General features: G+C 40.7%; 26 protein-coding genes. 11 read left to right on the top strand and 15 right to left on the bottom strand.

What is annotated here, in order from left to right:
• Positions 1-30 precede the first annotated feature (30 nt).
• The gene (locus tag AN214_RS10255; protein WP_054979646.1) at positions 31-768 is read left to right on the top strand and encodes an esterase family protein; all 738 of its coding nucleotides are present in this window, start codon (positions 31-33) and stop codon (positions 766-768) included.
• 5 nt (positions 769-773) lie between these two features.
• On the opposite strand, the gene AN214_RS23180 is transcribed toward AN214_RS10255, so the two are convergent.
• From AN214_RS23180 to AN214_RS10235, 5 genes are all read right to left on the bottom strand, one after another.
• Positions 774-902 (bottom strand): hypothetical protein, encoded by a 129-nt coding sequence (locus AN214_RS23180; protein WP_268795498.1) that lies wholly within the window; start codon positions 900-902, stop codon positions 774-776.
• 11 nt (positions 903-913) lie between these two features.
• Entirely contained in the window at positions 914-1,192 is a 279-nt protein-coding gene (locus tag AN214_RS10250; protein WP_054979645.1) for a hypothetical protein, read from the bottom strand.
• A 341-nt stretch (positions 1,193-1,533) separates the two neighbouring features.
• Positions 1,534-2,142: a glutathione S-transferase family protein gene (locus tag AN214_RS10245; protein WP_054979644.1), complete on the bottom strand. Its 609-nt coding sequence runs from the start codon at positions 2,140-2,142 to the stop codon at positions 1,534-1,536.
• A 14-nt stretch (positions 2,143-2,156) separates the two neighbouring features.
• Positions 2,157-3,206 (bottom strand): NADP-dependent oxidoreductase, encoded by a 1,050-nt coding sequence (locus AN214_RS10240; protein WP_054979643.1) that lies wholly within the window; start codon positions 3,204-3,206, stop codon positions 2,157-2,159.
• A gap of 34 nt (positions 3,207-3,240) precedes the next feature.
• A complete protein-coding gene (locus AN214_RS10235; protein ID WP_054979642.1) occupies positions 3,241-3,915 on the bottom strand; it encodes a type 1 glutamine amidotransferase domain-containing protein in 675 nt (224 codons plus the stop codon).
• 175 nt (positions 3,916-4,090) lie between these two features.
• Here AN214_RS10235 and AN214_RS10230 point away from each other — a divergent pair, with 175 nt between their 5' ends.
• Both AN214_RS10230 and AN214_RS10225 read left to right on the top strand, forming a co-directional pair.
• Positions 4,091-4,972 carry a LysR family transcriptional regulator gene (locus AN214_RS10230; RefSeq protein WP_054979641.1) on the top strand — a complete coding sequence of 294 codons (882 nt, stop codon included), beginning with the start codon at positions 4,091-4,093 and terminating at the stop codon, positions 4,970-4,972.
• A gap of 573 nt (positions 4,973-5,545) precedes the next feature.
• Entirely contained in the window at positions 5,546-8,662 is a 3,117-nt protein-coding gene (locus AN214_RS10225) for a M43 family zinc metalloprotease (protein ID WP_054979640.1), read from the top strand.
• A gap of 121 nt (positions 8,663-8,783) precedes the next feature.
• Here AN214_RS10225 and AN214_RS10220 read toward each other — a convergent pair whose 3' ends face one another.
• Both AN214_RS10220 and AN214_RS10215 read right to left on the bottom strand, forming a co-directional pair.
• Positions 8,784-9,437, bottom strand: coding sequence for a cupin domain-containing protein (locus AN214_RS10220; protein WP_054979639.1), 654 nt, complete (start codon positions 9,435-9,437; stop codon positions 8,784-8,786).
• A 41-nt stretch (positions 9,438-9,478) separates the two neighbouring features.
• Entirely contained in the window at positions 9,479-10,237 is a 759-nt protein-coding gene (locus tag AN214_RS10215; protein ID WP_040135258.1) for an SDR family NAD(P)-dependent oxidoreductase, read from the bottom strand.
• Between the two features lie 103 nt (positions 10,238-10,340).
• On the opposite strand from AN214_RS10215, the gene AN214_RS10210 reads away from it, so the two are divergent.
• Positions 10,341-10,697: a helix-turn-helix domain-containing protein gene (locus AN214_RS10210; protein WP_054979638.1), complete on the top strand. Its 357-nt coding sequence runs from the start codon at positions 10,341-10,343 to the stop codon at positions 10,695-10,697.
• Between the two features lie 80 nt (positions 10,698-10,777).
• Here AN214_RS10210 and AN214_RS10205 read toward each other — a convergent pair whose 3' ends face one another.
• From AN214_RS10205 to AN214_RS10195, 3 genes are all read right to left on the bottom strand, one after another.
• A complete protein-coding gene (locus AN214_RS10205; protein WP_054979637.1) occupies positions 10,778-11,758 on the bottom strand; it encodes an MDR family oxidoreductase in 981 nt (326 codons plus the stop codon).
• A gap of 50 nt (positions 11,759-11,808) precedes the next feature.
• Positions 11,809-12,441, bottom strand: a complete 633-nt coding sequence (locus tag AN214_RS10200) for a TetR/AcrR family transcriptional regulator (protein WP_054979636.1) — start codon at positions 12,439-12,441, stop codon at positions 11,809-11,811.
• 182 nt (positions 12,442-12,623) lie between these two features.
• Positions 12,624-13,472 (bottom strand): DUF417 family protein, encoded by an 849-nt coding sequence (locus tag AN214_RS10195; protein ID WP_054979635.1) that lies wholly within the window; start codon positions 13,470-13,472, stop codon positions 12,624-12,626.
• Between the two features lie 310 nt (positions 13,473-13,782).
• On the opposite strand from AN214_RS10195, the gene AN214_RS10190 reads away from it, so the two are divergent.
• Positions 13,783-14,217, top strand: coding sequence for a hypothetical protein (locus AN214_RS10190; protein ID WP_054979634.1), 435 nt, complete (start codon positions 13,783-13,785; stop codon positions 14,215-14,217).
• Positions 14,218-14,359: 142 nt separating this feature from the next.
• On the top strand, positions 14,360-16,096 hold the full coding sequence (locus AN214_RS10185; protein WP_054979633.1) for an amidohydrolase: 1,737 nt from the start codon (positions 14,360-14,362) through the stop codon (positions 16,094-16,096).
• A gap of 137 nt (positions 16,097-16,233) precedes the next feature.
• On the opposite strand, the gene AN214_RS10180 is transcribed toward AN214_RS10185, so the two are convergent.
• Positions 16,234-16,674 (bottom strand): hypothetical protein, encoded by a 441-nt coding sequence (locus AN214_RS10180; protein WP_054979632.1) that lies wholly within the window; start codon positions 16,672-16,674, stop codon positions 16,234-16,236.
• A 36-nt stretch (positions 16,675-16,710) separates the two neighbouring features.
• Positions 16,711-17,199 (bottom strand): helix-turn-helix domain-containing protein, encoded by a 489-nt coding sequence (locus AN214_RS10175; RefSeq protein WP_054979631.1) that lies wholly within the window; start codon positions 17,197-17,199, stop codon positions 16,711-16,713.
• Positions 17,200-17,491: 292 nt separating this feature from the next.
• Between AN214_RS10175 and AN214_RS10170 the strand changes: the two genes are divergently transcribed.
• The 4 genes from AN214_RS10170 (at position 17,492) to AN214_RS10155 (ending at position 20,111) form a co-directional block, all read left to right on the top strand.
• A complete protein-coding gene (locus AN214_RS10170) occupies positions 17,492-17,986 on the top strand; it encodes a hypothetical protein (protein WP_054979630.1) in 495 nt (164 codons plus the stop codon).
• Between the two features lie 141 nt (positions 17,987-18,127).
• Positions 18,128-18,499: a BlaI/MecI/CopY family transcriptional regulator gene (locus AN214_RS10165; protein ID WP_054979629.1), complete on the top strand. Its 372-nt coding sequence runs from the start codon at positions 18,128-18,130 to the stop codon at positions 18,497-18,499.
• A gap of 11 nt (positions 18,500-18,510) precedes the next feature.
• Positions 18,511-18,702 (top strand): hypothetical protein, encoded by a 192-nt coding sequence (locus AN214_RS10160; protein WP_054979628.1) that lies wholly within the window; start codon positions 18,511-18,513, stop codon positions 18,700-18,702.
• A gap of 173 nt (positions 18,703-18,875) precedes the next feature.
• Entirely contained in the window at positions 18,876-20,111 is a 1,236-nt protein-coding gene (locus AN214_RS10155; protein ID WP_054979627.1) for a M56 family metallopeptidase, read from the top strand.
• Positions 20,112-20,406: 295 nt separating this feature from the next.
• On the opposite strand, the gene AN214_RS10150 is transcribed toward AN214_RS10155, so the two are convergent.
• From AN214_RS10150 to AN214_RS10140, 3 genes are read right to left on the bottom strand one after another with little or no spacing between them, the layout of a single operon-like run.
• Entirely contained in the window at positions 20,407-21,792 is a 1,386-nt protein-coding gene (locus AN214_RS10150) for a PDZ domain-containing protein (protein ID WP_054979626.1), read from the bottom strand.
• Between the two features lie 12 nt (positions 21,793-21,804).
• On the bottom strand, positions 21,805-23,067 hold the full coding sequence (locus AN214_RS10145) for a DUF885 family protein (protein ID WP_054979625.1): 1,263 nt from the start codon (positions 23,065-23,067) through the stop codon (positions 21,805-21,807).
• Between the two features lie 2 nt (positions 23,068-23,069).
• Entirely contained in the window at positions 23,070-24,248 is a 1,179-nt protein-coding gene (locus tag AN214_RS10140) for a hypothetical protein (protein WP_054979624.1), read from the bottom strand.
• A gap of 321 nt (positions 24,249-24,569) precedes the next feature.
• On the opposite strand from AN214_RS10140, the gene AN214_RS10135 reads away from it, so the two are divergent.
• Positions 24,570-25,757 (top strand): AraC family transcriptional regulator, encoded by a 1,188-nt coding sequence (locus tag AN214_RS10135; protein ID WP_054979623.1) that lies wholly within the window; start codon positions 24,570-24,572, stop codon positions 25,755-25,757.
• Positions 25,758-25,811: the final 54 nt, after the last annotated feature.

Genomic DNA, 25,811 nt, shown 5'->3' with positions numbered 1-25,811 from the left:
TTGCTCTGGAGAAATAATGATAGTTTTGTCTTGTTTAAAGATTACTATGTTATTTCTTTTACTTGTTCCCCTGTAATTCTCGCCAATACACTGTCAACTAATCAGCTAATTTCCAACCCCAGCCTTGGTTACGACTTACAATATCGAGTACATGTTCCAGCTAATTTAGAGCAAAGTAAAAAGTATAAAACGCTGTATGTAGTTGACGGGCAATCATTTCTCTTTAATGGCAAACTGCATGAGGTGATAACTCCAAATATAAGTAACAATAACATTGAGCCAATTATTAGTGTGTTTATCGATAGCCGTGACCCTCATCGTAATGAACAGTTTATGTGCAACCCCAAGTATGCCGCTTTTTTTATAAACGAGTTATTACCTCAAATTCAACGAGATTACCCTTCATCAAAAAAGCGTGAAGACAACGTAATTATGGGGGTGTCATTTGGCGGATTAAATGCGGCGTGTTTTGGTTTAATGATCGACGATTATTTCGGCGGGCTCGCCATGTTTTCGCCAGCCAACACAGAAATGCTTAAAGTAATCAGAAAATCCTATAATAAAGCAAAACCGCAATCTGCTCGGGTGTTTATCAATTTTGGTACAAAAAACGATAATATTTTAGCGGGAAGACGATTTAAAGAGTCGTTGGAAAAGCTCAACTTTGATGTGCATTATTTTGAGAATAATGAGGGGCACAATTGGAAGAATTGGCAGCCATTGTTAGATGATATGCTTAACGTCTTCTTTGTCAGAAATAAAAATTAAGCGTATTACATTTCATGCGGTTTATGAGTTGAGGCGTTAAACCCTTGTTGGTTTAACCAATTTGCAGCGTTAATCGGGGCATCAAATACAGCGCGTTCAAAGTTGCCAAACTCTTCTACAACCATTCTACCCAAAAATGCTTCTTTCACCCTGATTTAGAATAAATTTGAGCAGCTCGTCGTAAGTCATTCTCGATACACCATTCAACTAAAGATTGGATCACTTCAATCACATCGGTGGTGCAGAGTCCCCATTCTTCAAGATAAACAAGGTGTGCCCATGGTACGTTAAACTGACCTGCAAGTGCTTTAAAGTCTCGGGAAAAGTTTAGTGCCGCCTCTTTATTCCAAGTGCCTAAAAGCTCTGCATATAATACATTGTCAACACACCAAAGATGATAAGTACCGTGTTGTTCAAACGACATAGTTACACTTGTTGTAAAAGTCTGCTAAATAATTTATTAATAACCAAGCCTCAACAGAAAGACACTCTATGCGACAACACACCTTTCTAAAATCAACAATATGTCCTTGCCTGAATGTTGTTTTGAAATCTTAAATTAAATTGATCTTACCTTAACGATTTTGCGTTTAATCTAATGAAGGGCCGAAAGGGTAAAAATCACCCACTACTAACCAAACACCCCTTCACCATTTGACTAATAAAGCGCACTTTGCCAGTGCGCTTTTCATTTGAGGCAGAATAGTCCTTACTACAAACGCTGCCTGTTTAAATCATGGCCGCGTGTTTTTGTATCGATAATCGTTAGCCAAATGAACGTGCTTTTTGATATGCCTCTCGGCTGTGTACATTTGCCAAATAGCGGGTAATGTTATCGCGGTTTTCAAGCAAGTTTAAATTAGCCGCAAACTCTAAAGTGATTGTCATCATAATATCTGCGGCGGTAAACTCGTTACCAGCAAAATAGGTTTGCGTCGCAAGTACGGCATCAATATAACCTAAATCTAGGTTAATCTCTTTTGCAATATAGCCATCCATTGGGTTAGTGCCATCACGTTTTTCCATTTGCATTAGCAAGGTAGCAATAATTGGCAAGCCTAACGAGCCTTCAGCAAAATGCGACCATTCAAGATACTGGTAATAACTTTTTGAGCCTTTTTCTGGGCGTAAACGCTGCTTTTCATCTTGATCGAGAATGTACTCCATAATGGCACTTGATTCGCAAATTACAACGTCGTCGTGTTCAATGATTGGCGCTTTATTTAGCGGATGAATTTCACCTAAACTAGCGGGTGCTAATCGCGTTGTTCCATCACGTTTATGATGTTCAATTTGATATGGCATACCCAGTTCTTCAAGTAACCACAATACGCGCGTTGAGCGTGATTGATTGAGATGATGTACTTTAATCATATGCAACTCCTATTCTATTCTGTATCCAAGTGTTCTGGTCCAACTTGCACAACCAATTTGCCAAAGTTTTCTCCTTGCAATAAGCCAATAAATGCCGACACTGCATTTTCAAGGCCTATGACTTTGTCTTCTTTATATTTGATTTTTCCTGATATTAGCCATGGCACCATAGCTTGTTGAAATTCGCCATAGCGATGACCGTAGTCATCAAATACAATAAAGCCTTGCATTTTTATGCGCTTAACAAGCAAATTGCCCATTAATAAACCAAGGCGATCTGGGCCAGGTGGTAAATCCGTTGCGTTGTATTGTGCAATTAAGCCACACAATGGAATACGAGCTTTGGTATTTAAAAGGGGTAGTACGGCATCAAACACTTTTCCGCCCACATTTTCATAATAAATATCAATACCCGAATCACACACTGCTGCAAGTTGCTCAGCTAAATCAGCATCATTGTGGTTTAAACAGGCGTCAAAGCCTAACTCGCTTACGGCGTAATCACATTTTTCTTGGCTACCCGCGATACCAACCACTTTGCAGTCTTGCAACTTACCAATTTGACCAACAAGACTGCCTACCGCGCCTGTTGCCGCCGCAACGACTAAGGTTTCTCCAGCCTTTGGGGTGCCAATGTCCATTAACCCCATATACGCGGTTAGCCCCGGCATCCCCAGTACACCTAACCCATAGGATGGATTGGCCATTGCGCTATCTAACTTAATTACACCCTCACCATTTGAAACGCTGTAATCTTGCCAACCACCAAATGCGACGACCAAATCACCTTTTTCAAATCCTTTTAAATTGGACTCTTCGACCCGACAAATACTGCCGCCTACCATAACCTCGTTAATCCCCACAGGCTCTGCATAAGACTTTGCATCACTCATTCGCCCGCGCATATAGGGGTCGAGCGATAAATAGATGGTGCGCAATAACATTTCATTGTCACCGGCAATGGGTAGGCTGCTTTCTACTAAATTAAAATTCGCGGGTATTGGTGCACCATGGGGGCGTGATGCTAAGGTAATTTGGCGGTTTACTGTGCGATTTTGTTTCATATTAAATCCTTCTTATTTAACAGGCTATTGGCGATTACTCAGCCAATAGCTTTGCCAAAAACTCACCGACGGCATGAGCACTTGTTGGGTTTTGTCCAGTGATTACACGCTCATCTTCAATTACAAACTCTCCCCAGGGCTGAACTTTGCTATATTGGGCGGCTTTACGTGTTAACGCTTCTTCAAGTAAGAACGGAATATCATTGATAGTGCCAAAATCGACCTCTTCTTCACGGGTAAACGCTGTTACTTGTTTGCTCGCAATTAATGGTTCGCCGTTACTCAATGTGATAGGTAACAATGCCGCAGGGCCGTGACATACTGCAGCAATAATACCACCAGCTTCATAATGTTTAGCCGCCATACTCGCAACTTCTTCATTGCTTGCTAAATCAGACAGCAAACCAAAGCCACCTGGGTAGAAAATTGCATCGTAATTATCAATATTAACTTGCGATACAGGCACCGTATTGTTGATCTGCGTTTGGAATGACGCGTCACCAAGTACTTTGTTGTTCACATCATCGCCCTCGATATCTGTGCCATAAAGCGGTGCCTTGCCACCATTAATTGATACAATATCAAACGCAATTCCGTTGTCGTTCAATACGTGAACAACATGCGTAAGCTCTGGCGCATACGTGCCGTTTGCTTGCTCGGTTTCACCCAATGTTGCGTGATTTGTTACTGGAATAAGTACTTTTTTCATAATAAATACCTTTATTGCGTTTTAATAAGTTAAAACCACTTTATATTGTTTCTAATTTAATGATAATTACCTAAATCAGTTAAACTCTTTTGCTATTTAGCAACAATCAACACAAATGTGTGCTTTATCATAAAAAACGTTAACACAAAGCGGGTTGTTATAATGGAGTCGTTATATGGATAGTTTTGAAGGTATATTTGAATTTGTTGCCGTTGCCGAAAGCGGTGGTTTTTCAGCCGCGGCTAAAAAGTTAGGTTGCTCCACCAGTCACATTAGCCGACAAGTATCGCGCTTGGAAGAGCGTTTGGGCTCGCGTTTGCTTGCACGCACCACGCGGCAAATCAGCTTGACCGAAAATGGCGAGTTTTATTACCAGCAATGCAAATATCTAGTACATGGCTTACAACAGGCGAATGAACAAGTTACTCAGCAGCAGTATCAACTTAATGGAACACTGAGAGTCAGTGCTGCAGGTGGTTTCGCTGAGAACTTTGTCGCTCCCGCACTGATGACATTTGCTAAAAATCACCCTGAGCTGTCCATTGATATTGACTTTAATAGTCGCATGGTTAATTTTATAGAAGACGGCATAGACTTTGCGATTCGCTATGGCGAGTTACATGATTCAAACCTTATCGCACGAAAACTCATTAGTCGCTCTATGATGCTTGTTGCAAGTCCCGAGTATTTGGCCAAGTACGGTACACCAAACCACCCTAACCAACTAAAAAGTCATCGCTGCATTTTGGCAAACAGTGACCACTGGACCTTTAATATTGATGGGATTAAGCAAAGCATCAAAGTAAGTGGCAACTGGCAAAGTAACAACTCAAATGTGGTGCTTGATGCATGTGAACAAGGTTTAGGCATAGCCTACATGCCAGACAGCACCTTCACTAAATCAATCAAACAAAACAAGTTAGTGCCAATATTAGTGCCCTATTGCATTTCTGGCGCAACAAGTTGGATTGTGTATCAAAACAAGCAATTTATGCCACTGCGTGCACGCCTTGCAATCGATTATTTATTAGAATACTTCGCTAAATGGCCAAATTAGTAAAAGCAGCAAGAAACAAGGATAAACTGGCATTAAAATATCTTAATGCCAGTTTGATTCGCTTTATCGCTAATGCGTATTCTCACTATGATTTTAAGGTAACAACAGACTATTGATGTGTGATAGGCCAGCCGCCTTTTATTAAGAACTGCCAACCCGAGAGCAATTATCTATAACCAAATAACACTGTTGAGCATGTAAACAGACTCTCATTTTGCCCAGCTAACAGATGCCGCACGAGTGCTTATACCTTTGGTTTATCTCAGCCTTTCGCATAACCTAACTTAATTAAATTGACCTACTAAAGGTTATGCTCTCAAGTTTTACGAGCAGATAGCATCAAAATATGCGCTAAGGCCAGCTTAAATTAATACGGTAAAAACCCATCATTTTGTATATTTTATGTAAAAATTTTGAAAACAACCTTTTAATTAATGCGTTTTGTGTATATTGTATACACGCAAATCAATTGGATAATGATTAATCAATGCAGTAGGGATTTTATGAATTCAGGTTAATACATTCTTTAAAAGCAACGAATAAGTACTCAAGATAGAGTGCAAGGGAAATCAAATGTTTAATAAAAATAAATGTATGGCGTTATTGTCGTTAGCGCTCACTTTACCCACAAGTGCCGCTTTTGCTGGCTCAATTCAACTACCTTCAACACAAACACAACAACTTTTATTTGATAATAAAAAAACAGCTGCCCATATATGTGGCACCGACGATAACCACCAAGACTGGCGTGCACTGCAAAAACTAAACAAAGCGCAATATGCGACTTTCGCGCAGCTAAAACAATTACACCCAAGTGCTGTTAATCAAAACCTCGCTTCGGTTGTGGCTGCAGGAAATGGCGTACCAGGCCGCTATTATATTCCTGTAGTGGTTCATGTTTATGGCGATACCTATAACTGTACCGATGAAACTAGCAATTGTTTAACCGAAGAAAAAATCATTGATGCGCTCAATAAAAGTAATGAAGATTTTTTAGGCACAAACACACAAGATGGTCCTATCGACCCGCTTTTCCAAGCAATTAGAGAAAATCTGAACATTGAGTTTGTACTTGCCAAAAAAGATCCAAATGGTAATGCAACAAACGGCATTGTTCGCTACGCAAATAAATCAGGGTATGGTAATGGCTCAGGTGTTGACGACCAAATTGCGGCCGATGCGTGGGATAATTTTAAATACATGAACATTTATGTCCAGCAAGATCTCTATGCAGACGGCGGCACAACAAGTTCCGGTGTCGCCTGGTACCCAAGCTTGTCGATGTCTGAAAATGGACTTGCACGTGTTGTTTATAATGGTAATTACCTTGGCAGCAACACAGGTGAAAACTTTCGCTCAGTATTAACCCACGAATTTGGCCACTGGCTCAATTTGCCACACACTTTTGATGGTGATGTGTGTTCTGTGCATCAAGAAGCATTTTGTGCCGCCACCGGCGACAACAACTGTGATACACCACAAATGAGTAGCAGCATCTTACAAAACAATGCACTTAACTGTTTAGGTCAAAAGACAAATACCGAAAACTTCATGCACTATTCTGACAACTACGCCATGTTTACTAAAGGGCAGGTTCAGCGCATGACAGCCGCACTTCATGGTCCGGCACGAAAAAGCCTATGGAGTAACGAAAACCTTATCGCAACAGGCCTTGAAGAATACACTTCTAGCGATGAACATTATTGGGATGGCAGTGGTTTAGATATTGCCCCTGAAGGTAACACTCTAGAGTCGTTTGACAACTTGTCAGCCAACAAAGGTGAGTCAGATAATTTTGAAGTGACCATTCCCCAAGGCACTGAAGCCGTTGCTTTTTACTTAGACGGGTACACTGAAGACCCTGATTTATATGTATCTCGTGGAAGTGCACCAACAAAAAATGGTGATAAGTGGAATGCCGATTTTATTTCATTTAAATCAGCAGGTGTACCCGAGTTAGTCACTGTGTCAGCGCCATCAGTTAATGCGACTTACCACAGCACGGTTGATGCCTTTACTGCATACACTAATGCACGTTTACAAGTTATTGCTGTCGATGACGCAACCCTTTGCAATAATTGCGAACGTATATTTTTAACAGAAGAAACCAACCTCTCAGCGAATAAAGGGGATGCGGTTAAGGGATATCAGTTTACCATTCCAGACGATGCAATTCGTACCGTTGTAGTATTACCTGGCGGCTATCAGGGCGATCCTGATATGTACGTAAGTGTTGATGCAATACCAACAACCAGTACCTTTGACTGCGGTCCTTTTAGTGCACCCAGACACAGTGAATATTGCGAGCTGCCAGCTGGCGGTGGCACACTTAATGTGATGATAGATCCCTTCTTGGATTATAGCGGCGTAACTTTACGAGCGTATTATGAACGCGCTGCCAACGCAACTTTACCTATCGCTGAAGCGAACGGTGACTACAGCGCGCAAATTGGTGAAAGTGTAACCCTAATTAGTAATGGTTCCAGTGACAGTGACGGCACCATTGTCAGCTATCAATGGGATTTAGGAGACGGTAACCAAGCAACTGGTGAGACAGTAAATCATACTTATGCGCAAGTCGGTGAATACACCGTGACTCTGACCGTAACAGATAACGACGGCAATACTGCAAGCGATACTACTAGGGTAACAATTAACGACACCAACAAAGCACCTATCGTAGTGATTTCTGATTCAGTCACCGCACAGCTTGGTGAATCTGTCACTTTCTCTGCTGCTGGCTCTTCAGATGATGGTGAAATTACGCGCTTTGAATGGCAATTAGGTGATGGCACCACCAAAACAGGTGAAACTATTACCCATACCTATTCGCAGATTGGCAACTACACAGTTACTCTAACCGCAACAGATAATTTAGGTGAATCCACCAGCGCAACTACGTCGGCAATTATCACTGATATAGGCTATTGCGATGCATCGGGTAATACCAATTATGAATGGATTGAATCAATCACCTTAGCAGGCACAACCCACAGTAGTGCAAAAGAGGGATATGGCGATTTCACAGGCATTTCCATGCCACTAATTGTCGGTAATAACTCGGTTGCGCTAACAGCTGGGGGCAATTACACCGAGCATTGGACTGCCTATATTGATTTCAACCAAAATGGTACGTTTGAACAATCCGAACAAGTCATCGCCAATCTGTCGGGCAAAAACACAGTGACCACTGATCTGGCAATCCCAGCTAGTGCAAGTGGCATCACCACGCGCATGCGTGTCATTATGAAATATAATGGTGCAGCGACATCTGCCTGCGGCGCTATTGGTGATGGTGAAGTGGAAGACTACACAGTATCAATTTCAGAACCGATTACGCCAATTTTAGACAACGCATGTGCAGTACAGTCACCTGTAACATCTGGTCGCTTAGAAAATGGTAAGGCAACTTGTTTAGGTGCCAATAGCACCATGTGGTTTAGTCTCGCAGATGCCAGTAACCACGATACACTAACCATTACAGCAGGCCACGGTACCGGCATGCTCAATGTGTTCTACAAAAATGGTGGCTGGCCAAGCGAAAGTGATAACCAAGGAGCTGCAAGTGGTGAAACATCGTTATGTTTTAGTACCGCTGCGGGGAGTGAATACTGGTCATATATGAAAGTCACAGGCGGCGCAGAAGGTGCAACCATAAAAGTAGAATACGATGCGCCAAGCTGTCAGTAATGATTTGCGCTCACTTTACGCATAAAAAGGCCAAGTGAGCTGTAAATAGCTTTTATAAATCATAACTAAAAACGGTTACCTTTGTATTTAAAGGTAACCGTTTTGTTTTCAATATAAAACTTTAGGCAATCGGTAGGTGTCCCGTTTTTACAAGGATTACGGTTTCCTGTTCAACGTAAGGATGATGTATACTCATATGTGGATTTCTTAGCCAGGTTCCTTTCGGATACCTGCCAAGTTCATCAATAAATTCTCCCGATAACACAAAAATTTCCTCCCCACCGAAATGAGTATGCGGTTGGAAAACCTCACCTTTAGGCCATTTCACCAGCGCCACATGTTCATGCTCAAAATCATGAAGCGGCATCACTTCTAATCCACCATGTCCCGCAAGCCAATTGGCCTCACATGTATTTATTCTGACCAACTCAGTATCCCCTGAAGAGAATTGATTGAGTTTTACCAAAATAATACAACCATCTTTGCTAAAGGGCGCGTGAGAACTACCTGGTGGGTTGCGTAAATAAGTGCCCGCAGGGTAATCACCATGCTCATCCGAAAAAACACCTTCTAACACAAAAATCTCTTCGCCTTTGGGGTGTGGGTGTGTTGCAAACGCCGTATTTGGGCCGTACTGAACAACACTTGTCGTATGACCTGACTCTTTCGCTTCGCGTTCTAATGGTTTTCTTAATACGCCATTAGCAGGGCTCGAAACCCAGTCAAGCTCGGATGTATTTATCACAACCCTTTGTGCAAAATTCATATTAATCATTAAATTACCCCAAAGCGCCTCACACTAGGCGCGTGTATACCTTAATTTCGACCTGCTATCACGCCGCCATCAACATCCCAAATTGCACCCGTTACCCAGCTTGCTTGTTCTGACAATAAAAAGGTGATGCTATTAGCAACATCCTTTGGCGACCCTACTCGACCAATCGGGTGAAAATCATCAAAGCTTTTAAGTACAGTATCAACCTCATCCTTTTCAATGAAATGCTGATAAATGGGTGTGTTCACAACGGCTGGTGAAACTGCATTGACTCGAATATTATGCGCTGCTAATTCCATTGCAAGGTGTTGCGTTAATGCATGCAGCCCAGCTTTCGCCATTGAATACGCTGATGAAGGCGTTGCGGCAATTGCCTGTTTTGCCCACATCGAACCAATGTTAACAATGCTACCTCCACCTAATGAAATCATGCCCTTTGCCACAGCTTGTGTCAGCATAAATGTTGCTTTATTCAGGGCGTGATACTTTTCATAATCCGCAATTGAGTGCGCTAAAAAAGGTTTAGGGCTAAAATACCCAGCGGCATTCACTAAATAACCATAATTACCCTCAAGGCGCTCAATAAATTGTGTTACGGCTGCTTCATCATAAAGGTTCAATTGAATACCATTTACTTCACCATAGTTAGAAAGTACATTTACCGCGTCATCTAGCTTTTTCCCATTATTACCAATAATCGAAACCGATACGCCCGCTTTAAGCAGCTGCTTTGCCGCTTCAAAACCAATGCCACTCGAACCACCAATAACCAAAGCACGCTGATAATTAAAATTTGTCATATTCTTCTTCCTATAATTAAACTCGTGGTAATATTAAAAGCATCTGTAGGTAGCTGAATAGTAAGTACAATTTGGTTAGGTAGGTACTTTTTGGTACATCTTTATGAAATCACAAGAAAAGTTTTTTACACGAAAAATGGCACCGCAAACAAGTGCACGCATGGTTGAAACAATATTTGGCTGTAAATGGTCGCTAACCGTTTACCACTTACTCGAAAATGGCATTAATCGACCCGGTGAAATGGTTCGCAGTGTGGATGGACTGTCGACCAAAGTGCTAAATCAATGCCTAAAGCGTAATGTTGATTTTGGCATTTTAGATAAAGTTGAATACAACGAAATTCCTCCTCGCGTGGAATACACAATTACTGAGTTTGGCGAAAAATTTGTTGGGGTATTAGCACAAATTTCCGCGCTTCAAGAAGACATTGACGCACAGCAGAATCAAAACCATAACTAGTCGATAAAGCTGCTTTCTTAAAAAGAATAAATAAAAAACGGTTACCTATGCTTTTCAGGCGACCGTTTTTGCCATCAGTTTTAAAGCGCTAGGTCAACGACGACTCGACCTTGCACCTTACCAGCCAATAAATCATTTGATACTTCGACTACTTGTGACAGTGAAATGGTCGTTGCGATATCATTTAACATGGTGTCATCAATCAACTGCGCCAACTTTTGCCAAGCAGCTTCACGATCTGGAATTGGCCTCATTACACTATCAATACCAAGCAAGTTCACACCACGTAAAATAAATGGCGCAACGGTTGCCGGAAAATCCATCCCTTGTGCCAGTCCGCATGCCGCGACTGAACCACCATACTCCATTTGAGCACATACATTTGCTAACGTATGACTACCAACCGAATCAATGGCACCTGCCCACAACGATTTACCTAATGGTCGACCTGGCTCAGACAAGGTATTGCGGTCGATAACATCTTTTGCGCCCAACTTAATAAGGTATTCAGCCTCTGACACGCGCCCTGTTGAAGCAACCACGTGATAGCCCAATTTTGCTAACAATGAAATGGCAAAGCTGCCCACCCCACCATTTGCGCCTGTTACTAAGATTTTTCCAGAACCTGGAGTAATCCCTTGTTTTTCAAGCGCAATAATACATAACATCGCCGTATAACCAGCTGTGCCAATTGCCATCGCTTGAAAGGGTGTGATGTGTGGCGGCAGGTGAATTAACCAATCACTTTTAACGCAGGCTCTTTGCGCAAGACCACCATGATATTGCTCGCCAACACCAAAGCCATTTAGCAATACCTTATCGCCCGCTTTAAACTTTTCGCTGTCACTTTCTACCACAGTCCCCACTAAATCAATGCCTGGGATCAACGGAAACTGCCTAACAACTGGGCCTTTACCTGTAATGGCAAGCGCATCTTTGTAATTTAACGTGCTGTAGGCAACATCAACGACGACGTCTCCACCTTGTAAAAAGTTCGGTTCAAGTTCTTGTAAGGCTGCACGATAACCTTGTTCATCTTTTTCAATTAGCACTGCTTTCATCGGTCTTACCTCCAAATATAGACTGGTCGTCTATTAAATTATAAAAAATTTTATTTCAGCAACATTAAAAAGTGATTTAAATAACTATCGAGTGGTTTAGTCGACTGCGCTAATTTAGCTCGACTCACAGCGCCTTCCCAACCAACCCAGAAAAATTCAGCTAAGGCATGTGGATCTTTGCTTTTATCGCAAAGCCCTTGCTGTTGCGCCTCTTTTAAACACACCGCCAGCTTATCTTGCCATTCGGTAAAAATAGCCAGCAGTAAAGCACGAAACGTTTCAGGTAACAGATCGACTTCTTGGCCTAAGTTACCAACGAGGCAACCACGCGTAAATTGATGCTTAACCAACCCTTGTTTAGATAGCGCGACAAACTGAGTAATTCGCGTTACTGGGTCAACCGAATGTTCAAGCAAACAACCATCTAATCGCTTAGCAAAAAACCTAGCGTAATTGTCAATTACTGCCTTACCAAACGCCTCTTTACTGTCAAAATAATAATAGAAAGAACCTTTCGGTGTGCCTGTTTTTTTCAGGATCATATCAATGCCTGACGCCACAAAGCCAAACTCTGTAAAGTGCGCCAAACCACTTTGGATTAATTCAGCGCGTGTGTCGAGGTGAGCTCGCTCACTTTTCTTCGGCCGTCCTCGCTTGCGAGGTTGTGGTGTTTTATCTGTCATGAATCGATTATAGACCGATCGTCTAAAAAATAACAAGCAATTATTTTTTGCGCGTCAAAAATAACGTATGTGGAAGTAACTAACAGGTATAAATGAAGGTAAGTAAACTCACATTACCTAAATCAAAATTGATACAGGTAATGCGAGTAACACGCAAATAAATGAGTGGATTTAGCGAACAATTAATCTCTCAATTGTGCTTGTTTTGATTGCTTAATTGCCAAACACGTAAACAGCACCAAGTTAGCAACAAACCACAGATCTTTAATCAAAAACTGCCCGCCTGAGCTAAGTACTGTATCGCTTGATAGCGCTGGAGGCCATGTAAACAGGAATGTTTGGGTGGTCAGCATGACTGCCCCAGCCATTAAAATACCAAGCCACAATACGCGCTGGAAGTATACTGATAAAACCAGCAAGCCGAGCGCAATCAAATCGTAAATACCAATCAGGTTTGACGCTGTTTGCACAGACCAAAGATGATACATCCAACTCATTAATGGCGACGAGCGAACCAGATCTTCAATGCCTTGTGCTTCTATCTCAGTAAACTTCATGCCTCCAATCCATAACAAAACTAAAACAACGGGGAATAGTTGCACCCATTGTTGTTGGCGTATTGTCATTTTCTCAGCGTAAAGAAAGTGAATGGCGAGTGCCAGTAACGCGAAGTATTTAATAATCCCCTGGCCAGAACCAATAGCAGGAAAACCACCTAAATCGGCAATCCAACGACTACTGTCCAGTAACGTGAGTAACGGTACTATGCTAATAACGAGTAAAAAAGCAGATAAAACACCTTGGTATTTACGCTTTTTTATACTCAACATAGCAATAATAGCCATTCCCAAAAATGTAAAACCCGCTAGCAAACTTGCATATTGCGAACTCATCACACTATCAAGTAAATAAAAATCTAGCACGCGCTGTAAACTAACATCTTGCCCAATCAGCAAGGTACTGATCGCCATTAATAAACCTGAAATGCCAAGCAACGCGCCAACAATTACTTTATTGCTGCTCTCTTTCATAAATTGTGCACCCAACCATCTTCATCTTAAATTGTATGGTGATAGACCAGCTTAAAGCACAAAACTATTCAAAAAAGTAAAATAATCCTTGTTGGTAAAAAATAAGTCGCACTTACTCGTGGAGTTGTCTGCAAAGCACCTTTCATTGCTTATTTACAAAACGGGCTATCTTTTGTGCCATTACTCGCAACAGCGTGGTTAATGCCTGAACTCCCGTATCTGATAACAATTCACTCACAATTCCAAAAACACTAATATAAGGCACAATAGTTGCTTAAACTGTTGTTTACATGTCAAATTATGGACGTTTATGAACATTAACAACCTTTCCTCGGGCTATTCAGGATACAACACATTACTTCACACCAACGAGGACGACATAACACAATCAAAAAGCGATACAGCCACTGCTGACGCGAAAGACAAAGCAAGTGAGTCAAAAAACGAAAAACCAACAAAAACAGATGAACAAGCAGATACTGCTAAGCCAGATGAAACACAAGACAAAATCAATCACATTGTGTCGCTGCAACACCAAATTAAAGACTTACGTAATACCTCAGAAGATGACGACCCAGAAAAAAATACGAAACTAATTGAGCTACAACAACAATTAGATGAGGCGCTAGTAAACGTGCAATCTCTTATACAACAACAAGCAGCAACGTATGTAAGCGGGCTATTTGCTAAACCTACTCATACAACACAGAGTAACGCTGGCTTATTTTTAAATAGTAAAGCGTAATTTATGGGCGTTGTTAAGTGTTAGCTGCGGATGCAAAGAAGATAGGGTGTGCAATAAAATCAATGACAAAAATTAAGCAACACAATAAGATGAACTAAACCACGTAAATACGTGACGTAATCTGAAAAACAGGGAAGGAACCATGAAAATTAACACTAAATACGTCGTGTTAGTTGTATTAGCGCTATTTCAATTTTGCGCCACAGGAAAAGAAAACAGGCAATTAACACAGCATAACGCATCGCTATACCACGGAGGGAACATTATCACAATGGAAGGTGATACCCTCAGTTATGTTGATGCGCTAGTTGAGCAAGACGGAAAAGTCGTTTATGTCGGTTCAAAACAAGGAGCAGAAAAAGCATACTCTCATGCCCGCATTGTAAATTTAAACGGTAAAACATTAATGCCTGGGTTTATAGAACCCCATCTGCACCCGTCAATTGCAGCCTTAATGCTTCCTAACAATACAATAGCACCCCATCAATGGAAAAAGCCCAACGGTATTTCTAAAGCGACTAAAACGCCTGAAGCATTCAAGCATCAACTTAAAGCGTCAATCGCTAATGCGCCCGAAAATAAAATGCATTTTATTTGGGGCTATCATCAGCTTTGGCATGGTGAACTTAGTAGAGACTTACTTAACCAATATTCTGGCGACAATAAACCCGTAGGCATTATTCATCGTTCATTTCATGAAATTTACCTAAATGATGCAGCCATTAAGCTGTTTAATATCGCTGAAAATGACTTCGCAAACAACCCGCAAGTAAACTGGCAAAAAGGTCATTTTTATGAAGGTGGTTGGTTAGCGTTGGTGCCAAAAATTGGTTCAGTGCTACTCGACCCCGTGAACTACCAAAAAGGGCTCTCGATGATGACAGAGCTTATGCTACAAAATGGCATTACAACAATCGCAGAACCAGGTTTCCCAAGCGCGGACTTTAAAATGGAGTACGCATTTTTAAAAAATGAAATGGATAAGCAACCACCTTATGATATTTACCTGATCCCTAATGGCACGCAATTATACGGGATGGCCGGTAACAGCAATGAAAAAGCCGAAAAGCAGATGCAAGGTTTAGCAGAAGCATACGATACCGATAATATTTTCTTTTTACCTCAACAAGTAAAGTTATTTGCAGACGGCGCTATTTATTCACTTGCGATGCAAATGAACGAACCTTACCTTGGCAACGAATTTCATGGCGAATGGATGACGCCATTACAGCTTTTCCAGCAACAACTCAGCTTTTATTGGAGTAAAGGTTACAAGATCCATGTACACGCCAACGGTGACAAAGGAATACAACAAGTTGTTGACTTTAATAAAGCAGATCAAAAAGCACATCCTCGCGAAAACCATCGTTTTACACTGCACCATATGGGCTATTTTGATGCCAAAATCGCAGAGCAAATAAATTCACTCAATATTGAAGCGTCTGTTAACCCTTTTTACCTTTGGGCACTTGCGGATAAGTACTCAGAGAACGGGTTAGGACCTCAACGCGCCGAGAACCTAGTGCGTGTAAAAGAGCTCACTAAACGAAATATTCCCGTATCGTTCCATTCCGATTTTGCCATGGCTCCCGCAGAACCCTTAACCTTGGCGTGGACAGCAATCAATCGCGTTACCAGCGAAAACAGTGCGTTTTCTCAAGATCAGCGTCTAGATATTTATACTGCAATGAAAGGCATCACGATTGATGCGGCTCGTACGCTTAATCTCGAAGATAAAATTGGGTCTATCAAAGTGGGGAAAGTGGCCAATTTTACAATATTAAAAGAGAATCCATTTACAGTAGATCCGATGAAAATTAAAGATATCCCTGTCGCAGCAGTTGTGTACAAAGGTAAGTGGGTACAAAACAAACATTAAACTCCACGGTCAAGTTTCCCTGTATTAGACAATTTGATTTGAGCATCAAAAACATGATGCTCGGTGGACTTTTTAATAGTGCGCTTTGCTAACTTTGCGACGTTAGATGTTATCTAACCGTTACGAGAAATAACAAATCACTGAGCTGCAAGACACTGTGTTTGCTTTTTCTGTTGGTATGTTATTGCAATTAAATAACCGAAAAAACACAGCGGCGCAGGTGACAATACTTTCAACACGTTAATCAACATGGACGCTTCAGGGTGCAATACAATGCTTAAACAACCATATAAAATTAACAACCCAGTAAAGTATACGAGCTGCACAGTATGTTGTTTTGCGCGAAAGGTAATAAATGCAGCGGTTAGCATCGTTGTAAACACGCCGATTATCGCACTTCCAATAATTATAAACGGCGATTGTTCTGCCTGTTGTGCCAGCGCTTGATAGCTTTGATTAGTAACGTCCAAATTGAGTTGCCAAACCAAGGTTAATAAAATCGAACATGCGATGCTCACAACTAAATACAACCCGCACGCCATAGCTAACACATTAAATTCAACTGGTAGTCTTTTCATCTTTCATCCTTAGCAAGCACTTACTTGCCCATTTGGTTAAATTTCAGATGAACCAATCCCTAATTCTCGCTTCAACTTGTGTGCGCGATACATAAAGTAAAGGGCAGAAAAAACCAATACAATTGATAAGCCATTCTTTAAAATTTGAAACATTTCACTATCAATGCGCTGCTCGTCATACGCGAAGAAGATGCCTAAAAAACCAAACATGTGACAGGCAAATACAAACGCAAATTGATTATACATTCGTTTTAGCTTTAATTTGCTCTGTGTGCTTCGTTTTTGTAATTGTGTTTCATCTATTTCCGCTGATGACTCGCCTATTGCTGAGTCGCTAACACATAGTGATTGCACCGGTACTTCGTAGACCGCAGCCAAGCACTTAATGCTTTCTTTCGACGCAACCGATTTTGCTTCAATTCTCTGTATTGTACGTAAACTCAAACCAGAGAATTCCGAAAGCGCTTGTTGCGACCAACATCGAGATTCTCTAAGCGACTTCAAATGCGCAGCGTTTATTTTCAATTGTATATTTGGGCTTCCTTACTGGCTCAGTATTAACCTAGCAAGCAAGCGCAATCTCCGTGACGTTATTGTTCCGTTAGCCTTACGTTACCTTTACGTAACCGACGAATAAATTCAAGCAATAACTGTAGTTTGTAATAAGTAATATTCCGTTAAGCTTTTTTACAAAACCACATTATTTTGTATAAGTTTTGTAATGTCAGGTGAGTTATAGTTGTTACAAGGATGTGGTTTTTACGCTTATTAACACCACCCATAAACACATAACGAATAAAGCAATTTGCGAGGGAACGTGATCACACCAATATTAATTCTTATCTTGCTAACAAGCCCATTACTGTTTGGGTTTATTAAAGGGCAAGTAACTCGACAAGTAATAAACATTAAACAATATGCGTCTATTGGGTTGGGCATCACTTTCATTTTCTTTGCAATTGGTCATATTGTAAAAACACACGGTATGGTTGAAATGTTGCCGCCTTGGGTTCCCCTGCGTTTACAATTAGTTTATGCCACTGGAGTATTGGAATTTGCAGTTGGCATTGCACTTTTTACTACAAAATACCGTGAGCTGGCGGCAAAACTCGCAATTGTTATTTTTATTGTGTTTTTTCCGGCAAATATTTATGCGGCTATTAACAGCATTGGCTTAGGTGGTCACCAATGGGGACCAATTTATTTACTTATTCGTGCGCCATTACAAATTATCCTCATTGCGTGGGCTTACTTTTTATGTGTTAAAACACACCGCCCAGTACTTATTGCAACGACTGAAAACAATCAATAACCTCACCATGTTTTAGATACTACAAAGTTACTTTCAATAATAAAAAGCAAAATTGCTCAAAAAATAGTTTGACTTCATTTTTTATTACTACTACATTTGTAGAAAACAAAACTACAAACGTAGTAGTGATAAGGTGAGAATATGAAACTAAGTGATTTTGAGCTCGATGTAATGCAATTAATGTGGCAGCACGAACCGTGCACGGCAGCGCAATTACATCAGCTACTTTCGCAAAACAAAGAAGTTGCTTACACCACAGTTAAAACCATTATCGACCGATTAGAAAAGAAAGGTGCAGTTGAGCGCGCAGACAAACAAGGCAGAGCCATTGTGTATCGAAGCAAGGTGCAACAAAGCACCCTTTCAAGCCAAGAAACTCCCAGCTTTATGCAACGTTTTTTTGGCGGAAACTCACGTAGTTTAATTGCCCACTTCATTAAAGAAGAAGAGCTAAATGAAGACGATATACATTACCTACAAGAACTATTAAAAAAGAAAAAGTCACACAAATAAGGTAGGTCAATATGACGGATTATATTCTTACAAATATTATCATTAGCCTATTGGCACTTTTGATTATTAAGGGCCTAACAAACGCCCCTGCAAGAATTGGGTTTTATGTCGCTGTAATCGCTTTAGCTGCTTGGTTTATGCCTTGGCATCTTTTACCTGAAGTTTCGATATATGCGCAATCTTCAGCAGCACTTTATTCTTAACCGAAATTAACTTAGCTGATCCCATACTAACCTATAGTGCTTTACCTATTTCGGCTGATGTAACGAGTGAGCTAACACCTTGGTATCGTTCACTTGCTTGGTGGCACCTTAGCCTCGCTGTAACCGCAATTGGTATCTACTTATTTTTAAATAAAGTACGTCACTATTTCGCTTTGGTAAAACAGTTAAATAAAGAAGCACACGACTGTTCAGTGAACTCACAGAGAGCAAACTACCAAGTTAAAACCGTGAATTTAGGCACCCCTGGCATAACAACAGGCATATTAAAACCAGTGATATGGTTAGATCAAACCCTGGTATCTCGTAGTGAACTCGACTCTGTTTTATTACATGAAGCAACACATATTAAACAGCGAGATATTTATTGGATTTGGTTTATATGCCTTACCGAGAATTTATTTTGGTGGAACCCCATCTGTATGTTGCTTGGTGCGAAAGCACGACAGCAACTAGAACTGAGTTGTGATGAGCGTTGCTTTAATCAGCTAAATCAACGCTATCAACATGACCTGGCAAGTTTGACACTTGAAGCTTTTACCGGAGCTCCAAAAGGTTCAAGTTATTGCTCGCCAGTATTAAATATGGCTCATACCAAGCACTTTAACGTGCTCCGAGTAAAAATGTTAAACAAGGAAAAAGTGATGAAGAAAAGACATATCGTAATGATGTTAGCAGCTGTTTCGTTTACTACAATCGCAGCGGCTCAAATTGTTGAGAAGAAAACCTCTACGAATAATGAATCACAAAGTGCGCAATACGAAACAAGTGAATCATATAATACGCAAATGGCAGAATTGCTAAACCTAGCGAAAAACGCAAAATCGGAAGATGCCGCTGAGCTTAAAAAAATTGCCAACACAATAGTTGCATGGCACGAGCAACGCCCTGTCTTATCGCAGGTAGAAGAAAAGCAAATGAAGCTACTTAGCTTAACATTGGTTAACCACCTTTTACACAAAGTTGGCGATCACCAAGGCGCACTTTCTGCATACGAGCTGTGGTACAAAGATGGTAACAACGCACCACAATATACTCGTAATATTAAAGCAGACACCTTGCTCAAACTAGGGCAACCGCAACTTGCAGAACAAGAAATAGAGGCGCTTAAAGCAGACCTTGGCCAGAATGTTAATCAAGGTAGTCTTATGGTTCTAGCACGTGCCTACATCGACCAAGCAAAATATGAACAAGCGCTTGCTACACTGTCTCATCCAAATGTGGGCGATAACACAGTAACGAATGTCTATAAACGTTACGTTTACTTAAAACAAAACGACATTGAAAACGCCAATAAAATAAAAGCAAAGCTTCCGGCACAGTTAGCGACTGAACAACCGTGGATATTTGATTATGGCATTCCAAATTCACCATTGCTGAAACAAATCTAAACTCGTCAGCAATTTAAACGAGTGAAATTGCTCCCGCTACCAAGTTATCTTGGTAGCGATTTTCTCGTTTAAAAACGTGTTTCCTTGTTTAACGACACGTAAACTTCACACAAAAAAGGCGTACAAAATATATGTACGCCTTTGTTTTTAGAGTTATTAGGGAATATTGCTTAAGCTTGTACTTCTGCACGCACTATCGATACGCCCTGCACCTTGGGCAAAGGCATTAAGCTTTGCTCGTGCACGCTTTCAGCCTATTCCCTTAAAAATACATTTGTAACAACATTTGCGAACCTTACTTGAACTGTGCAAGCCAATGAATAGTATGTTTCCCTATACGTGCATCAAACTGCGCTTTTGGTTCTGCTGGATTATATTGACCAGATTGACGCGCACGCATATAAGCTTGTTTATTGTCAAAGCGCATAAATGCATGCTCAGCATTTTCGATTACAAGCCCTTTACTTTGAGGCCTGCCCGATAGCTTCGCGATATCAAATGCCCACGATGGCTCAATCGCTTGAATATCTAAACTGCCATGCATCATCAACACAGGCGTATTTAGCTCTTGCCACAAAGCGCTAAAATTATAGCGATTCAAATCTCTGAAAAAACTGTAATGACGATTTACCGATAACTCGCCATTTATATCAACCAAATTTGCTGCAATTGCTTTTTGAACGCGTTCATCACTCACGATGCGCTGCCATGGGGTGTCTGTATTTAGCCACATATCTAAAAATGGTGTCACCAGCTGTGTATTCTCCAATGCTTGCGCTTTACTAACATCAAAATGTTTCACTGACTGCTTTTGATAAATATCTAGCATATATTGGTACCAACCTTTGGCTACACCACCATACCCTATTATGCCCTTCACTGGAGATTGCTTTGCAATCACTGGCGCATGGAGCACACCTAGCGAATGCCCCCATAAAAACACCTTGTTCGGGTCAACATTTTTATGTGCTTTAAGCGCTGTTAAACCATGCAAAAATGCGTTTGACTCTGTTGTAAAATCAATATCTCGGCATGCTTTGTCTGAGATACTGTCGCCTAGTCCGGGTTTTTCTACGCGATAGACTAGATAACCTGCATTCGTAAATTGGTCGATCATTTGTCGCGTAGTGATATTAGGGATCATGCCATAATCTATAGAATCGCAGGTATAACCCTGAATAAAGAAAATAGCAGGCGCTTTTTCATTGGCTTTTAAGCCATTTGGAATATGCACAATACTGCGAAGTATATTTCCCTGATAGCTCACCTTACTATATTCAACCTCAGCAAAATCGCTTGTTTCGTATGGCCGAGGCTGCATTTTATTCGACACGGTTTGTACCTTTTTATCGCGCACTAACGAGATACGAATGTCATCTCCTGATTTAAGTGGCCGCACTGCCGATAAAAGCTGATTAAAGTCACTAATTTGCGTACCATTGACTTGTGTTATCACATCGCCAACCGTTAATCCCAATGTTGATGCGGTACTATTAGGTGCCACATGTGCCAGCATTACACCTTGGTTTTGATAATTGCTATTTGGCATTACGCCAAGTAATGTGGCTCTAGCTAAGGTGTTTTGAGACTCTTTTTTCACATCCGCTGCACTACTTTGGCTTGTTAGCATAAACATAGTCAGACAACCTAATACCACTAAGCTTGTTTTTATTGATGTCATGATATTTCCTTGTTAATTGTTGTTTTCAATCGACATAAAGTCTGCCAATTGTTCTAGTGCCAATGGCGGTTGATTACTTAAGCGCAATACTCGATTAAGTGCTGTGGTACGGTTGCTTTGATAGGGTTGAATCGCCTTTTCAATTCGATATTTGCCATATACATACGTAATAACTTGTGCCGGCCAGTTTTTAATACGAATAATTTCGCGAACCATGATTTCTGGGTGCTCTGGCAGATACGTTTGCCAAAGCTCTTTGGCTTTTTCATCCGGCCAGCCTTCGTAATGAATGCCGATATCAATCAACACTCGAAGCGCTCGCAATACACGCCACTTTAGCGCATACGCCTCAGATGAAGGTTTCTCATAAAGCCCCATTTCTTTTCCGAGTGTTTCAACATAGGCCGCCCACCCTTCACTACTGACAAATGGGATAGGCACAATTGCATTAGTTGGGCATAAACTCTCAGTACCTACCACGTTAAACTGAAGATGGTGGCCTGGAACGCCCTCGTGTAAATAAAGCCAATCAAAATGCGATAAGTGCATTTCGCCATTTTGGGGATGATAAAGAAAACGTTGAGTTTGATTATCATAAATACCGGGCGCCGGAAAACTCTCCGGCAATCCTGACGGTGCAATAGTTAATGGCGCATCAAACTCAGGTAAATTTAACATCGTCTGCAAATTTGCTTTCACTTGCTGCTCTCTGGTTATAAACGCCGCGACGATTTTTTGGTGTTCAGCTGCAGGAATAGCTGCTGTGCTCACATGTGCTTGGCTGCTAACTTTTTGATACTGCGTAAACGCAACTTGGAGCTCATTAAATGCGACTTTTTGTAATTCAGAGGGGGTTACATCATCCATTAGCCAGGTTTCGAGCCAGTGTAAATACCATAACCTAGCGTTTGGTAATGCACTAAAATCGCCCGAGTATTGACTCTCTTTAGCCAGTGCTCTCTTTAACGATTCACGCACGTTAATGCGTCGCAGGTGATTTCCTAAACTCTGAAATGCAATTTTCTGGCAAGTGGTGTGTGGCGTTAACTTTTGTAATTTCGCTTGCCATTCGCTTACGGTATTTTCTGCAATTTTTGGTTGTTTCTTTAATCTTTCTATCGCATTAGAGAAATCAAGTTGCGGTTGCAAATAGGGTTTGCTAGCTACTTCATCAACCAAAGCTTGATAATTTTGATTAAAGTTATGTTCATTGGCATAAAGCACAGAGGCACTTTGCAGCCAAAGGCAAAGTAGTAAAGAATAACGTAACAACATAGTTATTCAGCCGGTTCTGTTTGTTTTGGTGTGTACTTAGTTAAATCACGATTAAACAAAGTACGTTTTGCACCGCCATCGGCTTGATAGTCGAATCTTAATGCTGCCGCGCCGCCTAACATTGGACTAGGTGATAATTGCTCCTTTTCATCCAGCGACTTCAACCATAAAATATGTGAATGCGTTTGGTTATATTCGATTGCTAAATAACGACTTAAACGGGCGTTTTCATCAAAAATTTTATGGCTTTCTTGGTTACCATTTGGGTAGTACGTGCTTTTATGTTCAAACGCACCCCAGCTAAACGCTTTACGCTGTCCAAACTTGTCATACCCTCTAAGCCCTACTTTATTGCCAAACTCATCGTAAAGATGTTCGCCCATATGCACCATAGGTCGATTGCCTTCTACCGGATTACCGTCTTTATCGTAAACTTGCCAACGAGTGAAATTGCCATGTTGATCATAAATAATACGATCGATACCTACGCCACTGGCGTTATTTGTCGGCGTTCCATCCAACCCTAAATTTTTTACAAAACTAAGTTTGTTGTCATGGTCGTATGTGAGCTCAACCTCATAAAACGTAAATTCAGGTCGAAGTGGCTGCTGTTCATTATTTAAATTAAAGCGTTTCTCATATACTTTGCCATTTTCATGTCGCCACTCATAGCGGTGAATATGCCACGCACTTTCTACTGGTTTGGCATTTTCATCAAAAAAACTCAAGGCAACACGCTTACCTTTTTTATCTAAAGCGTATACGGCACGATATACCTTGCCATGCGCAGAAATTTGCTTATTTTGCGCGTCAAAATACGTGTGAATTTCTTTGTCTTTATGATAGCTAATGGCCACTTTAGGCGAAAACCAGATAAACGAATCCCACACTTCATTGCCGTTAATTAACTGGTTATTCATTTGGTATCGGATTTCGCTGACGCGCCCATTGTCATCATAACTAAATCGGTAATGCGCGTTATTTTGAGATACCTTTTCAGAAATTGTGTGAATGCCACGATAAGGCGCATAAGGCGATTCACGAAACATAATATGACGAAAATACTTTTGGCTAGACGCACCCTTTGGTGCTGCTTGTGCTATTAATGGCACAGATAAAATGTGTACCAACACCATGATGGCACTTAAGAAAAGCATTTGTTTTTTATTCCAAGAAAACATTATTTATCCTTAACAATTTAATTTGATAAATAAGCTTACTTATTATAAAAACACGTGTGTAAAACTAGCTTGAGGTTAACAATTTAGACTATAAATTACTGATTTTTAGACTATTAAAAACGCTTTTGATTTCTATGTGTTTTCCTATGCATACTTAAACTAGATGGCGTTTCTACCTCCCTTTAACCATTTATAGGCTATAACATATTGGTAATTTAAGCATGTAAACGATTTAAAAAACTGTAAGAATACCTTGAACTTTACACTGTCAAAAAATTCATAGTTAAGCTGAGGAACATAACCTCAAAATTTGGAAAAAGTATGCCACGAACAGTTTTAGGTGTTATTTACTTTATCGCTTTTAGCCACGCATTAATGCTGGCGATTAGCCTATGGCGAAAAACCAAACTAACCAATATTACTACCGCAAAATGGCTTGCCTTAGTATGTTTTATAATCAGCTACAAACTATTTGAAGCAGGTGCACTTTACCTTGGGTTATACCCGCATTTAGCCCATTTTATGGATTTGCTTCCTGGCGAAGTATTGGTCATTGGTCCGTTGGTGTTTATCTATGTCAGCTTAGTGGTAGGCGAAGAGAAACCAAAGACATATCAACTTTTACTTCATTTTATTCCTGCAATTTCATTATGGTGTTATAACGCACCATCGGTGTTTCAATCGCTCGATGCTAAAGTCACCATGTGGCAATTTGTTTTGTCACAAACCGAAGCCCGCGTAATTCCGCTCAAGTTTGTTCTACTGTTTCTAGCAATCAAAACACATTTAAGCATCTATTTATTTTTGAGTTGGCAGCATATTCAAAAATTCGAAAAAGTATGTAACGCCCTACGTGCAGATAACAGTAAAGCGGTATTAAAACAGCTTACGTTTTTAGTGGTATCACTCTTTTTGTTAGAACTCGTGTGGGTAGGTCTCTTTATTGGTCAGCAGTTTTTCGCGATTGGTACACTTGCTTTGGTAAGTGATATTTGGCTGCTATTTGTTGCTGTTATCGTTTTGGCAATTGGTTATATCGCACTGCAAAAAACCGATTTGCTTATGAGCAAAGAAGAACATGCTTTAATACAGCAAAATTATTCTGAAAATAAAGATGAGAGCAGCAATATCAAGTACTTTCACTCCGCCTTAAGTGAGCAGCAAAGTAATCATGTTGCCAAACACTTAGAGCAACAAATTAAGGTAAAACAACTGTACTTAAATGACAAACTCACTTTAACCACACTCGCACACGAAACCGATATAAAAGCGCATACCCTGTCACAAGTGATCAACCAAAGCATGCAAACAAACTTTTATCGTCTTATTAACGGATACCGTATTCAACACGCTATTTCGCTTATTGATAACCCAAGTGTTCATTGGCCTTTGGAACGAATTGCGTTTGAATCAGGCTTTGCAAACCGTGTTACCTTCAGTAAAGCATTCAAAGAAATCATGGGGCAAACCGCATCGGAATATAAAAAACAGCGTCAGCAAGCAGGCTAGTGATAAAAAAGCGTACAGTAATAACCGTACGCTTTTCTTTTGCTTATGTAGCGG

Source organism: Pseudoalteromonas sp. P1-9, from assembly GCF_001399975.1.
Taxonomy (GTDB): domain Bacteria; phylum Pseudomonadota; class Gammaproteobacteria; order Enterobacterales; family Alteromonadaceae; genus Pseudoalteromonas.
Note: the sequence above shows the minus strand (reverse complement) of the source record. Positions and strands in the feature narration are given on the sequence as shown.